At 60.9% G+C, this 12,224-nt stretch carries 17 protein-coding genes and 1 pseudogene; 12 read left to right on the forward strand and 6 right to left on the reverse strand.

The window, feature by feature from the left end; genetic code table 11:
- The 5 genes and pseudogenes from fadA6 to AB0H22_RS24995 all read left to right on the forward strand — a co-directional run.
- A pseudogene (fadA6, locus tag AB0H22_RS24975) lies at window positions 1-633 on the forward strand (steroid 3-ketoacyl-CoA thiolase FadA6); the annotation flags it as partial.
- Between the two features lie 748 nt (window positions 634-1,381).
- The gene (locus AB0H22_RS24980) at window positions 1,382-1,996 is read left to right on the forward strand and encodes a hypothetical protein (RefSeq protein WP_358149940.1); all 615 of its coding nucleotides are present in this window, start codon (window positions 1,382-1,384) and stop codon (window positions 1,994-1,996) included.
- Window positions 1,997-2,205: 209 nt separating this feature from the next.
- The gene (locus AB0H22_RS24985; RefSeq protein ID WP_358149942.1) at window positions 2,206-2,373 is read left to right on the forward strand and encodes a hypothetical protein; all 168 of its coding nucleotides are present in this window, start codon (window positions 2,206-2,208) and stop codon (window positions 2,371-2,373) included.
- Window positions 2,374-2,428: 55 nt separating this feature from the next.
- On the forward strand, window positions 2,429-2,989 hold the full coding sequence (locus AB0H22_RS24990) for a hypothetical protein (RefSeq protein WP_358149944.1): 561 nt from the start codon (window positions 2,429-2,431) through the stop codon (window positions 2,987-2,989).
- 164 nt (window positions 2,990-3,153) lie between these two features.
- Window positions 3,154-5,400, forward strand: a complete 2,247-nt coding sequence (locus tag AB0H22_RS24995) for a hypothetical protein (RefSeq protein WP_358149946.1) — start codon at window positions 3,154-3,156, stop codon at window positions 5,398-5,400.
- A 33-nt stretch (window positions 5,401-5,433) separates the two neighbouring features.
- On the opposite strand, the gene AB0H22_RS25000 is transcribed toward AB0H22_RS24995, so the two are convergent.
- A complete protein-coding gene (locus tag AB0H22_RS25000) occupies window positions 5,434-5,580 on the reverse strand; it encodes a hypothetical protein (protein WP_180752320.1) in 147 nt (48 codons plus the stop codon).
- Between the two features lie 341 nt (window positions 5,581-5,921).
- Between AB0H22_RS25000 and AB0H22_RS25005 the strand changes: the two genes are divergently transcribed.
- The 5 genes from AB0H22_RS25005 (at window position 5,922) to AB0H22_RS25025 (ending at window position 8,009) form a co-directional block, all read left to right on the forward strand.
- A complete protein-coding gene (locus AB0H22_RS25005) occupies window positions 5,922-6,380 on the forward strand; it encodes a hypothetical protein (RefSeq protein WP_180752321.1) in 459 nt (152 codons plus the stop codon).
- A gap of 83 nt (window positions 6,381-6,463) precedes the next feature.
- Window positions 6,464-6,865, forward strand: coding sequence for a hypothetical protein (locus AB0H22_RS25010; RefSeq protein ID WP_180752322.1), 402 nt, complete (start codon window positions 6,464-6,466; stop codon window positions 6,863-6,865).
- The gene (locus AB0H22_RS25015; RefSeq protein WP_180752323.1) at window positions 6,862-7,152 is read left to right on the forward strand and encodes a hypothetical protein; all 291 of its coding nucleotides are present in this window, start codon (window positions 6,862-6,864) and stop codon (window positions 7,150-7,152) included. Before AB0H22_RS25010 ends, AB0H22_RS25015 begins: the two co-directional genes overlap by 4 nt.
- A gap of 61 nt (window positions 7,153-7,213) precedes the next feature.
- Entirely contained in the window at window positions 7,214-7,474 is a 261-nt protein-coding gene (locus AB0H22_RS25020) for an excalibur calcium-binding domain-containing protein (protein WP_255486153.1), read from the forward strand.
- Window positions 7,475-7,682: 208 nt separating this feature from the next.
- Window positions 7,683-8,009 carry a hypothetical protein gene (locus AB0H22_RS25025; protein WP_358149948.1) on the forward strand — a complete coding sequence of 109 codons (327 nt, stop codon included), beginning with the start codon at window positions 7,683-7,685 and terminating at the stop codon, window positions 8,007-8,009.
- Between the two features lie 31 nt (window positions 8,010-8,040).
- On the opposite strand, the gene AB0H22_RS25030 is transcribed toward AB0H22_RS25025, so the two are convergent.
- On the reverse strand, window positions 8,041-8,583 hold the full coding sequence (locus AB0H22_RS25030) for a hypothetical protein (protein WP_180752326.1): 543 nt from the start codon (window positions 8,581-8,583) through the stop codon (window positions 8,041-8,043).
- Between the two features lie 389 nt (window positions 8,584-8,972).
- On the opposite strand from AB0H22_RS25030, the gene AB0H22_RS25035 reads away from it, so the two are divergent.
- Window positions 8,973-9,320 carry a hypothetical protein gene (locus tag AB0H22_RS25035; RefSeq protein ID WP_180752327.1) on the forward strand — a complete coding sequence of 116 codons (348 nt, stop codon included), beginning with the start codon at window positions 8,973-8,975 and terminating at the stop codon, window positions 9,318-9,320.
- A gap of 591 nt (window positions 9,321-9,911) precedes the next feature.
- Here the strand turns inward: AB0H22_RS25035 and AB0H22_RS25040 are convergent.
- Window positions 9,912-10,301 (reverse strand): hypothetical protein, encoded by a 390-nt coding sequence (locus tag AB0H22_RS25040; RefSeq protein ID WP_180752328.1) that lies wholly within the window; start codon window positions 10,299-10,301, stop codon window positions 9,912-9,914.
- A gap of 60 nt (window positions 10,302-10,361) precedes the next feature.
- Here AB0H22_RS25040 and AB0H22_RS25045 point away from each other — a divergent pair, with 60 nt between their 5' ends.
- On the forward strand, window positions 10,362-11,015 hold the full coding sequence (locus tag AB0H22_RS25045; protein WP_358149951.1) for a TetR/AcrR family transcriptional regulator: 654 nt from the start codon (window positions 10,362-10,364) through the stop codon (window positions 11,013-11,015).
- A gap of 186 nt (window positions 11,016-11,201) precedes the next feature.
- Here AB0H22_RS25045 and AB0H22_RS25050 read toward each other — a convergent pair whose 3' ends face one another.
- From AB0H22_RS25050 to AB0H22_RS25060, 3 genes are all read right to left on the reverse strand, one after another.
- The gene (locus AB0H22_RS25050) at window positions 11,202-11,648 is read right to left on the reverse strand and encodes a hypothetical protein (RefSeq protein WP_134147333.1); all 447 of its coding nucleotides are present in this window, start codon (window positions 11,646-11,648) and stop codon (window positions 11,202-11,204) included.
- 47 nt (window positions 11,649-11,695) lie between these two features.
- On the reverse strand, window positions 11,696-12,040 hold the full coding sequence (locus AB0H22_RS25055) for a hypothetical protein (RefSeq protein WP_358149953.1): 345 nt from the start codon (window positions 12,038-12,040) through the stop codon (window positions 11,696-11,698).
- Window positions 12,033-12,224: hypothetical protein (locus AB0H22_RS25060; RefSeq protein ID WP_358149955.1), on the reverse strand; the 192-nt coding region annotated here is incomplete at its 5' end. The genes AB0H22_RS25055 and AB0H22_RS25060, both read right to left, overlap by 8 nt.

The following is a 12,224-nucleotide window of genomic DNA, read 5'->3' on the forward strand; positions in this document are numbered from 1 at the left end:
GAAGACATGGAGCAGTTCGCGCTGTCCAGCCACCAGCGCGCACTTGCGGCAATTCGGAACGGGCACTTCGACAACGAGATCATTCCGGTCGGCGAGTTCCGCGTCGACGAGGGCCCGCGCGAGACCACGCTGGAGAAGATGGCGGGGCTCAAGCCTCTCGTCGAGGGCGGCCGTCTCACGGCGGCACTGGCCAGCCAGATCTCCGACGGCGGCAGCGCCACACTTGTCGCCTCGGAAAGCGCAGTCAAGGCGCACAATCTGAAGCCGCGTGCCCGAATCCACCACATCAGCGCCCGCGGCGACGATCCGGTGTTCATGCTGACCGGTCCCATCCCCGCGACGAAGTACGCGTTGGAGAAGACCGGACTGACGATGGACGATATCGACGTCGTGGAGATCAACGAGGCCTTCGCGCCCGTCGTGCTGGCCTGGGCCAAGGAATTCGATGTCGACCTGAAGAAGGTCAACCCGAACGGCGGCGCGATTGCGCTTGGCCACCCGCTCGGGGCCTCCGGCGCCAAGCTCTTCGCCACCATGCTCAACGAGCTGGAGCGCACCGGGGGCCGCTACGGCCTGCAGACGATGTGCGAGGGCGGCGGTACCGCCAACGTCACCATCATCGAGCGCCTCTGAATTCACGGCGCGCGGGCCAACAAGTGTCGAGATCTACCAGGCCCACCTGCCGTGCCACCGCTTCTTGCTTCGCTACGCAGGGCCGTAGCGCCGGATGTGGTGATTCCGTTGGGTCCAGCTGATACCGCAGGATCCCCCGCAGGCCCTCGATCAACAGTTGAGCCGCAACCAATTTCCGGCTGTGGGCACGGGCAGGCTTCTGCGCGTGTCGAGACCTACCTCCCAACCGCTAGCGCAAGTTAAACTAGCTGATAGCTGCGGCACACACGGTCAGATGTCACGTCAAAACACCTGAAAATATGTGTGCCGCAGCTCCTCTTTTTGCACTCGTGCATCTGATTTGAGCACTACACGGGGGGCGGCACTTTACTCGAAGTGCTATGGCGCTAACAGGATCTCAAACGGTGCTCATTGACCTTGCGCACCGTTTGAGGTGCAACAGCGCATCTAATGCTCTGCGAACCAGATATGCAGGCTGCGCGGGAAGGGGCGAGCAGGTCCGCGGCCGAAACCGCGGGCCCGGGGAACAGGTTGTCTTCTTGTCATCCCGAGATGATCAGCATGTGGCGGTGCCGCCTCCGGACTTGCGCATCTCGATAGCTAACGCGTGGCGAATATTCTTCAACAAGCCAGAAATATCCGCTGACGTCTACTGAGACCGGCCCTCAGTTACCATCGAGTGGTTTCGGTAGAAAACAGATCTAGGGGGCAGTGGTTTATGCGGAATCTTGGGCAAGCAGCTATCAGCATGGCTGCAGCGGGGGTGTTAGTGGCCATTGGGCACTTGCCATCGGCCAGTGCCGCGACGGCAACAGCGAGCCTGGTCCTGAATGGGCTGCCGGGCTACAGCGTCGACGTGTACGAAACGGGTAGCAAGTTGGGCGGCGGGCTGGGCAAGTACGAGTTGAATCCTGCCTGCCGCGCCGCCATCGCCGATTCGGTGTCGAAGATGCCCGTGGATGCCATGGCCTACCGGGGCGATATCAGTCGGATCGCGGCCGATGGATCGCAGCGTACGACCGCGTATTCGGTGCTGGTTAGCCTCGACGATCCACAGGTCGGCCGCGCCGCCATCGCAAGTTTGGGCCCCATCCTGACGAGCTGCCCGGACACAGGCCTTCGGCCCGGTGAGTATGGCGCCCGCCCCAGCCCTATGAGGCTGCGTGGAGTCGAAGCACAGGTCGCCCAGATCTTCACTATCAAGAAGGACGGACAGCTGCCCACTCCCGGAGTTGTGTACGTCACCAACGGCATTCTCGGCTACCTGGAATTGGAGCCCACGGGGGACGAGCCCGCTGACCTTGCGCTGTGGCAGGAGCTTGCCCAGAAGCAGGTCGATCGCATCAACGCCCGCAACGCCTAGTACTCGACGTCCCAGAGTCGGTTGGTGGCAATCCGTCCGGCCAACCCTCGTGGGCTGATGCGTCAGCTCGCTACAGCCGATTGCGGCGTGCAGTGCCTTCGCACCGTTCCTTGAATCCGGCGAGTATCGTGCCGCGATGGAGAATCGCTCGTGAGCCTGCGGATCGCCGTGGCGGCAACCACCGCCGCAGCGCTCCTTGCCGCTGCTGCTTGCGGTCAGAGTTCCACGCCCGTAGCGTCCTCGGATTCAGCATCGCCCTCCCCTACTGCATCCCTGACGCCCGGATCCTCGCCGCGCTGGACCAGCCCGGCTCCCCCACCCACGGATTCATTCCGTCGCTTACCGCAACACCGGGAACATCGGAGGGACAGGCCTAGCTCGACTCAAGCTTAACCAGGACCGCCGCACCGGTGGGTCAAGCGAGCTCGAGCAGTGGCCGTTGATCAGTGGCTTGACCTCGCGGTCGGGCTACTGGCTGGCGGCGTGATCGGCACACTCATTAAGTCGTGGGTCGACCGCCTAAACGGCAAGGAAGCCAATGGTGTTGCCGACTGGAAGGCTTTCGCCACCGAGCAGCGCGAAACATTCAAAGCGGCCATGGCCGAGCGCGAAGCCCACAACGCCGCCATCGAGCTAGTTGACGGCCGGGTCACCGCCCTGGTCGCCGAAGTCGGTGCAGTGAAAACACAGCTCGACACCGAAACTAAACTGCTCAGCATCGCCCTGGCACACCTCGCGCGCTACGCACATGGATCACCAGAGGCGGCAGCGTCGACATGCCACCACTACCCGAAGGCCGCCTCTAGCGAACTATTTGCCGATCCACTGTTACAGTTCCGATCGCCCCCGCGCTCACCTCACCCCCCGATGGTTCGAGCGCGGGGGCACCTTCGCCCTTTCGTGGCTCTTCCAGTATCTCCGCGCCAGTCCAGCGCACCGCGCGGCACGGCTAGGTGTTTGCGACTAGGCAACCGTAGAGTTCCCTGGCAATGAACCATGACCCATTCAGCGCTCTGCGATGGACATCACTGGAGCGAAGTTTCTGCAGCTCGCTGCCACTGCGGCGCCAATTTCCTATCTGCCCACAGCAAGATCCTCATTAATCGCGCTCTACTTCGTCTTTTATATGTCATCGACGGCAGGTACATTGCTTTGCTATGTCCGAGAACAAGACTTCCCGCACCGGCAGAGGCAAGCTTCTCTCCACGCGGGAATGCCACCGGATATGGCCCGCACGCCGACACGAGACCCTCGACAAAGGTTTCCTAGAGACCCCGGCCAAAAGGTTGCCCTCGGCGAAGAAGGCGCTAGCGGTCCTCGCCGCCGTCGCGATCCCGCTCACCGGTGTGCAGCCCACCACGGCCATGGACCCGGTGGCCTCGGCCGCCGAACAGTTCGGACAGGGCGCCACCGCAGCCTTCGCCGATTCGGCAGCAGGCCTGGACACCTCCTTAACCAGCAAGCAACGCGCCGCAGGCCTGCCGGTCAACCCCGCCGCCGGTCTGGCGTCCCCGAGCCCGGCCGGTGCCATCGAAATGGTGCTGCCCGCAAACCTCGGCGGCGGCCAGCTCACCTCGGCTGGACAGATGGTGTACCCCGATGCCGGTGCCGGGTTTGACCTACTGGCCGAAAACACCCGCAACGGCTATCGCACCGTCGCCCGAATCAACGAGCCCTCCGGCGCCCGATCGGTGACCACCTTCGTGAGCACACCTGCCGACACGGTGATGCTCATGCACTCCAGCGGCCACCTCACCCTCAACAAGGCAACCCCGCAAGCCGAAACCCTCGGGGTGATGTCCCCAGCCGAGGCCCGCGACGCCACCGGCCGGATTGTCTATTCGGCGTATGTGGCCAAACAGCTCGCCCCGCAGCTGTATCAAGTCTCCGAAGTCATCTCACCCACCGAATCCACCACGTGGCCGGTCTATGTCGACCCACCGCTGGCAGTCGGTGACGGGCTCGCCCAGTTCGGCTGGTCCGATGTCGGAGATGCCCTAGGAAGCGCGGGCAGCGCGATCGGCACCAGCTTCAAGAAGGCCGGGGAATTCGTCGGCAACGCCATGAGCGCCCAGGCCGACGGCAATGCACTGCAGGCCCAAGCGGTATCCCAAACCGTTCAAGAGCACCCCACCCAATCGGCGATGCTCATAGGCGGCGCCGCGCTGATGGCCACCGGCGTCGGCTCTGCGCCCGGCGCAAGCTTGCTCACCGAGGCGGCGCTCGCGGTCAACAATGCCTCCATCAGTGTCGAGGCCATCGCTGCGGCTGACCCCAACAACAAGGGCCTGCAAAACTTCTCGGCCGGGCTGTCGATCGTCGCGGCGGTCACCCCACAGGGCCTCGGCAAGCAGGCTCTCGCGAAAACTACCGAGAACGCTGTGGAACAAGGCCTGAAAACAGGCGCCGACAACGTTGCCTCCGAAGCAGCCACCATTACCCGCGTCACCCCCGAAACCGCCACCGACGCAACGAAACTGTCTCAAGAAGTCGCCGCAGCGGGCAAGGTTCCTCAGGTTCCGAAAGCCCCCAACGCGCCACCGGGCAAGTACGTCCCGGAAACCCATCCGGCGTGCACACACATGGACTGCGGGCACATCACCGAGAACCCGACCGCCGTATACAACAAGACTGAGATGCCGGGGCATTACGAGCACAAGGTTGAGACCGCCCCGGATGTGATGAACAAGGAAACGATCGAACAGACCAACATCAACCGACGCGGCAACCTACGGGGTAAGCCCCGTGCCGGTGACAACATGGCCAACGACGAATCACCCCCGGCGTCCTCAGCGGAAGCTCGCGATGGAATGGCTAGCGTTCGACCCCTCCCGAAGAAGGAAAGCGACAAAGAGGGTCAACTCCTGCGAGCGCTCTACCAACGGCACGACATCCAGCCGGGCGATAATTTCCAGTTCGCATATCGCAACGAACAGGGGCAGCTGAACTGCCAGCGCTGTGTGCGCAATCCTCCAGCACCGCAAGCGCCCTCGCGGCCGCCGGAGCGCCCGTCCTCCCCGGCTGATCTGCGTCAGGTCCAGGCCGCCCGCGCCGAGCAGGCATCCCAAGCACAGCGTTCCAAGGCGCTGACTGGCGCTCGGATGGTCAACAGCGTTGCCCAACAGCAGTCGCAGCACAACAACGAACCACAGACCCTGCAAGCGCGCCCTGAATCGGAAGCCCAGCAGCGCGATAACCAAGCCGTGCGCAACACATCGGTCACCAACCAGACCCGTGATCACGCCAGAGAGGCAGCACGGCCTGCTCAGAGCACCGCCAGTACCCATAATGGGAACGGCAGCTCGCACGACAGCGGCTCACACTCCAAGAGCAACGGCAGCAAGAAGAACAGCGGCAACGGCAAGGGCAACCGCGCCAAGCGCAGCCGAACCGGTCGCCACTAGATGCAAGGGAGTTGAAAGATCAGCCAGAACCGACTACTCGGCGAAGTAGACGTCTACCCGGACTACCACCAGATCGTCATTTCTGACCTCGGAACTCGCGAGGAAGTGTCCATAGCCGGATCCGACGTCACCCCAGTCGAAGCCGGGGATCACATCCTGTTCGTATATACGATGACCCACGACGATTCAATCGAGCTAGACGCACTCGTGAAAGTCCGCGTATACGAAGGCGAAAGCGATCACGATCTTGGCGAGCGCATCTTCAACGGAACCATAGCGTTGACCAAACCGGTACTCGCTATAGGCGAAATAATGGCTGCACCAGAGGACCTTTACCAGACACCACTGGCGAACCCTGGTCTACTGCCTCTTCAAATCTTCGCCCGCACGACCCTTCACGGCGTAAGCGGACCAAACGAAATCAACATCCTGCTCCCAGATGGCAGTAGCTAGCCACCGTGACGAAGGGCAATGGCAAGGGCAACCGCGTCAAACGCTCCAGGACAGGACGCCACTAGATCATGGCAAATGAGCTTCTCTTCGAAGGTGAGATCTATCCGGACGGCAGTCAGATCAAGATAGAAGACCCTGGCACATCGGACATCTCGGAGGGCGTGACAGAAGGCGCGGCGTTCGATGCGTCAGATAGCAGCGTCTCTGTATACACGATGTCCGCTGACGAAGCCGAAATGATCGAACGTGACGTGATCGCTCGCGTCTATAAAGGAACCGACACAGACGGTCTCGGTGGAATGATCTTCGATCAGACCCTAACCTTCACCCAGTCTTTTTTGGGGGTGGGCGAGATCCTTCACGACGAGGACGAGCTGAATCACATTCCGCTAGAACGAAACGGACCGATTCGCCTACAGATCTTCACCGACAACGCCATCAAGTCAGTCACATACCCAGACCATGGCGAGCGCCCAGTCAGTGGACCCAGCGAAGTCAACATCCTGATTCGCTACGACCTGAACTGACACCAGACCCGAGAGTGTTCTAGCGGAATCGGTGAAATACGTTGATACAGAACACAGTTTTGCTTGATACCCAGATCTACCCTATGGGGCACCAGATCAAGGTCGAGGACTACGGGACGCTTGAGAGTCCGGCCACCGCCAGCTCGGATGTGACGCCCATCGACGGCGGCGAACACGTACTGTTCATCTATACGATGACCGCCGACGACGCCGACTATGTTGAGGCGGATGTCAAAATCCAAGTCCTGTGCGGGGAAAATGAAGCGGATCTGGGTGACCGAATATATGACGGCACCCTGACTCTGACTCAACCAATACTGGCCATTGGCGGCGTTCTTGATGATCCCGAGGACATGCACTGCGTACCACTGAGCCAGGCCGGTGTGCAGCGACTACGGATCTTCACCCGCACGACAATCGACGACATAAGCGGACCCAACGAAATCAACATCCTGCTCCCAGATGGCAGCGGCCAGGCAAAGTGACCGAGCAAGCGGTGATCATCGAATGGGACATCGAACCGCCACTGGAGTTCATCTTTGAAGCAGAAGATCAATTGACAGAAGCCATATCCCCTCGCCTTCTGGGCGAAGTAGACGGTAATGAAAGCGGCAACGGCACCGCCACCATCTACCTGCATGGACCCAGCTGCGACGAAATCTGGAAAGCGATCGAACCTATCGCCCGTCGATTCTCACCCAGCCCCACAAGAGCACTCATCCGCGCCGGTGGCCCAGATGTTGAGCCCCGCCAGATCACTTTGGCGCAGTAGGCAACCGCGCGAAACGCTCCAGGACAGGACGCCACTAGTAACGATTGACGGGAGTAAGCGGTTGCGGACGGTTGACGAGCTGACCGACGTCGATGAGCCTGCCTGGCCGGAATCCAGAAGTGGGCCAGCAGCGGCGCACACCGGGCTCTTCTCCGCATCAGTACCTTTCAGCGCTAGAGCTGCCACACCTGCACAGGTCGATCCGCCATATGGCAGCGGCAAGGAAGCACACGCCGACGGCGCCTATAACATCAAAAAGGGCGACCCCGGGTACCGGCCAAAGCTGGACCGGGACAACGACGGGGTCGCCTGCGAGGGCTAATCGGCCAGAGGTTCCGCAGACCCCTGGACTTCGCGCAGGCACCGCGCGAAGTCGCAGACCCACGATCGCCGGTCTACACGCCACACTCGACCACGCCGCCCCGTCGCGGTGTCACGGAGCCCCACAGGCGGATGATGGGCGACATGACGCTTGTACTGAACGCCGAGTATGTCCCGCGCATATCGGCGCGCCATGGCACCCAACGCCCGTGACGTATGGACGTCGTCGCGATGGCCACGAGCAGTCACTGGCGCTGCACGCGGTGATCGTCTCCAAGCTGCTGGGCGACCCGGAGCGCGTGTTGGAGATCGCCCGGCGCAACGTCGCGCGAGATCTCGAAACCGGAAATGCCCACAGCGTGAGGTACACCCGCGAATGGGACCGGTTACTCAAGCAGGACATGCCGTCGCTCATCGATGCGATGCTCGATCCCTCCGATCACGGCGTCACGCTGCGTTCGTGCACTCCGTTCACCGGGATCCTCTCGGCTAGCGAGGTCCAAGCGGTTAAGCGGCAGTACGGGGACGACGCGTAACCACGCCGGCGACGCGCACGTGACGAGATGGTCAGCCCTGGCTGACGCCGGCACTGAGACGGTCAGTCAATCGCTGGGTGCTCCGCTTCCCTGTGCTGGTGTTGATCGGTGAATCAGTGAAGTCGGCGGCGGTGAGAGTTCTGCCGAGGCGCTCTTCCACACAAGCGATACAAAGGTGCCCATCGATATCGGGATTCGCCTGTGCCCACACGTTGTTCTTGAGCATGTAGTACTCGTAGACGGTAGACATGTCGAGACCGCAACCGAGGCATCGCCAGTCGGAGACAAAAAGCTCCCATCGATACTCGATTCTGGAGCCGTCCCGAAGATAGATATCGCGAACACCAAAGGTATGCACCACGCGAGCGACAGCGCCGCCGCGCTCGTCCAGACACACGTTTATGGCCTGCTCGACTTCCAGCATCGTCCGTAGAACGCTCCGCGCCGATTCGGTTGCAGCAGTTGCCGTGTCGGAGTCTGCAAAACTGCTCATGTCGAGCACCCATTTGACATCCACGCCGGGTTCATAGACGACCTCAGCGCTGTCCACGGTGCCATTTCGCTCGGTTGTCACTTCGCCACCATGTGGGGCGAGGCTACCTGATCCGGCGGTTCTGAGCCCGGCACGTCCGTGTGCCCGAAAGGGCTTACTCCGCGCGTTGCGGCCTTCCGGAGCACCGCTTTCCGGCGTTCGCACCGAGCTGTCCGAGTTCGGCTGTAGCAAGCTTGGACGGTCAACGGCGACTCTCGGCGGCCTTATCTTGCTGGACGATTCGCCTTCGACCCAATAGCCGGTGTCTCACGGATTTTTCTCTGCCAGATGTAGTTGCTGGACAAACTCCAGGTGTTGCCGATACAGTTCCTCCAGCAATCTTGTTGGCGAGTCAAACTGGGGGCAATGTGAGTGGCATACGTATGGTCGTAGTGGCTGCTGTTATCGGAGTACTGCTGCAGGTGGGGTCGGTGTCTGCGTCAGCAGATCCTGGCCGCTGCGATGCGGTAGTCGCCGCCAAAGAGCGAATGGACCAAGCTACAGCGAATGATCACGGCGGCAAGGACACCGCTGCTGTGGTCAAACGTTTCCGCAACCGGGCCGCAATCGTCGAGCAAGCCGCACGAGAGACGACCGATCCGGAGATCAAAGCAGAAGCGCAGAACACTGCAGACACGATCAACCGGGCGGCCGACTACTTCGGCGCCCGTCAGTTCGACGACCTGCAGGTGCTGATCGAGAACTGCGATGGCGCCTGCCACGTCTGGAGTGAAACGATCAGCTCCTTGGCCAACTTGTACAGCGACTGCGACGCCTGACCACAACGCCCAGGCCCCTCGGCAGATGCGGTTGGCGGATCGATACGCCTTCCGCTGGACTTACAGTGCTCTCAATGCCGCGGATTACTTCCGTGAGGCCACGCTATTCGACGGCGTAAAAGCCGACCCGCGCATGAGCGAGGCCATCGAAATGATCCGTGCTGCACGGCAACCCGACGGCACCTGGCTTCAGACTGGGCGCCAGCCTGGGCGGGTTGGTTCGAGACGGATGCATCCGTGGGTGAACCATCAAAGTGGTTGACCCTGATTGGGACGAGAGTGCTCGCCTGGTGGGATTCAGAGTCCTCGCGGTAAAACTCGCCGTCAAGCTGGGGTTGACAAGTTCAGTGAAGCCGATCGAGCTACAAGAGCGCCGCGTCCCAAGTGAGATATCGAGCACTTAACTGGGGGTCAAGTGGTCATGAATTCGATCTCCGACGGTGATGCGCGGGTGAAGCCGATCAGGTTGGTGCATCCGGACCCTGGGCACGGCCGCGGCGCGCGGGGCAGTACTTATCGGCGCTGTGCTCGCTGGGTGTTACAGCCTTGCCTGCGACCACGTGAGCATCACCTCAACTTCATCGGTGTCCCTCAAAGATCTATCGGACGTGGGGAATCTGGCGTCTTCAGCGCAGGAAGACCAATCGCCAGACCGACCGCGTTCATGCCAGCACCGATCCAGTTACTCCAGCTTTGCGGCGACTGCGCGGCGGCCACTAGATGGTTGATGCCGAACAGCGTGGACAGAACCATCAATCCGCGAAGTTGCGCGCGCGCAGGCTCCGGCCCCATAGGTACCAGCACCGCTCCCGCGACGATGGTTCCTAGATTCCACACTGCGATCTCGCGTTGCCAGCCACCGTTGTAGCCCCAGGCGGTGTCGCGGGCGAACCGTCGACTAAACAAACCCTGCGTAACCAGCGCGGTCGACGTGCCCGCCAGCCATAGCCCTGCCGCTACCTGCACTGATAGTCGTTTCATGCGCTTGCTCCCACTATTGAAAGGTTCTATAATAAGCAGCCTATTAGCGTTAAGGAGCAGATGTCAATCGCCAGAGACCACGCACCGACGGAATCGGCTAAGCCAACCCGCCGACGCCTATCGGTCCAAGCGCGCCGCCTCGAACTTCTGGAGATCGGCGCGGATCTGCTGGGCACCCGCCCATACGAGGAGCTGGGCATCGAGCAGGTCGCAGAGGCTGCGCGGATTTCGAATGGCTTGCTGTACCACTACTTCGGCAACAAGCGAGAGTTCTTCTTGGCCGTAGTCGCAAACGAAGCGAACAAACTCCTAGAAGCCACCCGACCGCACCCGGAACTGCCTGCAACGCAACGGTTCCTGGCCAGCCTCGACGGCTACCTTGAGTACGTAGACACTCATCGGCGCGGCTACCGCGCGCTATATCTAGGCGCCTTAGGTGCCGAGGGCGCAGTGCGGGCGATCATGACGAGAAACCAGACCACTCAACGCGATCGAATACTCTCGGTCTTATCTCCGGACCAGGCCGCCCCAGCCCCGCTTCGGCTAGCGGTTCAGGGGTGGATCGCATTCCTCATCGCCGTCTGCCTGGACTGGCTGGACGACCCCTCGATTACACGAGAAGAATTACGCGATCAATGTGTACGCACACTCCGCGGCGTGATCGCCGCCGCCGATACAAAGGAAGCGAGGGACACACGCGACAACGGTCAGTAATCGAGTTCGGCCAGTCAATGCTCGGCGTCGTAGTGCCCGACGAACTGCTTGCGCCAGATCCGTACGCGGACATCGCATTCGGTTGTCTCGGTGCCGTCGGGCCGGCACAGCGCGGTCTCATCCGGTCCGACCTCGACACGGAGTGGGCGGCGCTGAGTATCGTAATCTGTTTGGCCCGTTCGGCACCTATTCCATCGGCAGGTCGAAAATATTAGCTGGGGCTTCAGGATATTTGACCTTCCAGCCCGCCCAGCGCACGTCTGTCGGACCGATGGCACTTTCCACAATTGACCATTTACCGTCGGTTTCCTTAAGGAGCCCGTCATATCTCTTGGATTTTGGGCCGGCGATTTCTCGGGCGTACTTCGTCCCCGCGTAGTCCACGAGTTGGCCGTTCATGTCCAATATTTTGCCATCGATCATCGCCCAGCCATCAGCGATGTTTAGTGTTTTCACGTCGAGCTTTACAGGCTTGCCAAGCTCCGATTCGAGCTTAGGCAGCACGGTGGCCACGACACTGTCGCGGTCGGCGGCTGGGTTTGGATCAGCGGGCGAGCACGCTGCGGTAGCCAGACCGAGCACGAGCGAGAATGCAGCAATAAATACACAGCGCGAGAATGACGAAAATCGCATGTGAGTTCTTTCTCCTAGCCTGAGCATCTTTGAAGTCTACCGGCCTTCTACGCGGGTGGTGCGAGGATGAAACTTCCAGGAATGTACGCCGAACCCCCATCGGTGCCTACTATCTGATTTCCGTTCGGCAGATCATTATTAGATCCAATTAGCGTCACCTTATCGCCATTGCTAAATACCATCTCCGTATGCGTGCCGGGATTTATCCACACATCACCAGGTTTTGCGTTGGCAAGGCTGGTCTTAGTCCAACCCTGGCTCTGCAGCGTTGAAGCTAATGCGTCCACGTTGACTTTAGCCAGTTCACCGTTCCCGATATTTGTCATTCCGTTCTCGTTGAGCACCGTCGTCACGAAGTTCGCGCAGGACAGATCTAATGGCGTCTTAGGCATCAAGCCACTGTTTATCAGATCCTCTGCGGTGCGTCCGCGGTACTTGTTCGCGACGTCTGCAGATCTTTCCGAATCCGAATTTCTTTGCGGCGTCGTTGTGGTTGTCGGCGTCGTTGTAGTGGTCGTCGGCGGTGTGGTCGTGGTTGGCGGTGTAGTTGTTGTGGTGGCGGTCGTGGTTGTCGGC

Origin of the sequence: Mycobacterium sp. NPDC050853, assembly GCF_040653875.1 — a bacterium.
GTDB lineage: Bacteria > Actinomycetota > Actinomycetes > Mycobacteriales > Mycobacteriaceae > Mycobacterium.

What these genes read in the sequence shown, in the direction of transcription:
- AB0H22_RS24980 (WP_358149940.1), top strand. Translation starts at nt 1,382, where the DNA reads ATGGCTGCAGCGGGGGTGTTAGTGGCCATTGGGCACTTGCCATCGGCC.
- AB0H22_RS24995 (WP_358149946.1), top strand. Translation starts at nt 3,154, where the DNA reads ATGTCCGAGAACAAGACTTCCCGCACCGGCAGAGGCAAGCTTCTCTCC.
- AB0H22_RS25005 (WP_180752321.1), top strand. Translation starts at nt 5,922, where the DNA reads ATGGCAAATGAGCTTCTCTTCGAAGGTGAGATCTATCCGGACGGCAGT.
- AB0H22_RS25010 (WP_180752322.1), top strand. Translation starts at nt 6,464, where the DNA reads ATGGGGCACCAGATCAAGGTCGAGGACTACGGGACGCTTGAGAGTCCG.
- AB0H22_RS25040 (WP_180752328.1), bottom strand. Translation starts at nt 10,301, where the DNA reads ATGAAACGACTATCAGTGCAGGTAGCGGCAGGGCTATGGCTGGCGGGC.
- AB0H22_RS25045 (WP_358149951.1), top strand. Translation starts at nt 10,362, where the DNA reads ATGTCAATCGCCAGAGACCACGCACCGACGGAATCGGCTAAGCCAACC.
- AB0H22_RS25050 (WP_134147333.1), bottom strand. Translation starts at nt 11,648, where the DNA reads ATGCGATTTTCGTCATTCTCGCGCTGTGTATTTATTGCTGCATTCTCG.
- AB0H22_RS25055 (WP_358149953.1), bottom strand. Translation starts at nt 12,040, where the DNA reads ATGCCTAAGACGCCATTAGATCTGTCCTGCGCGAACTTCGTGACGACG.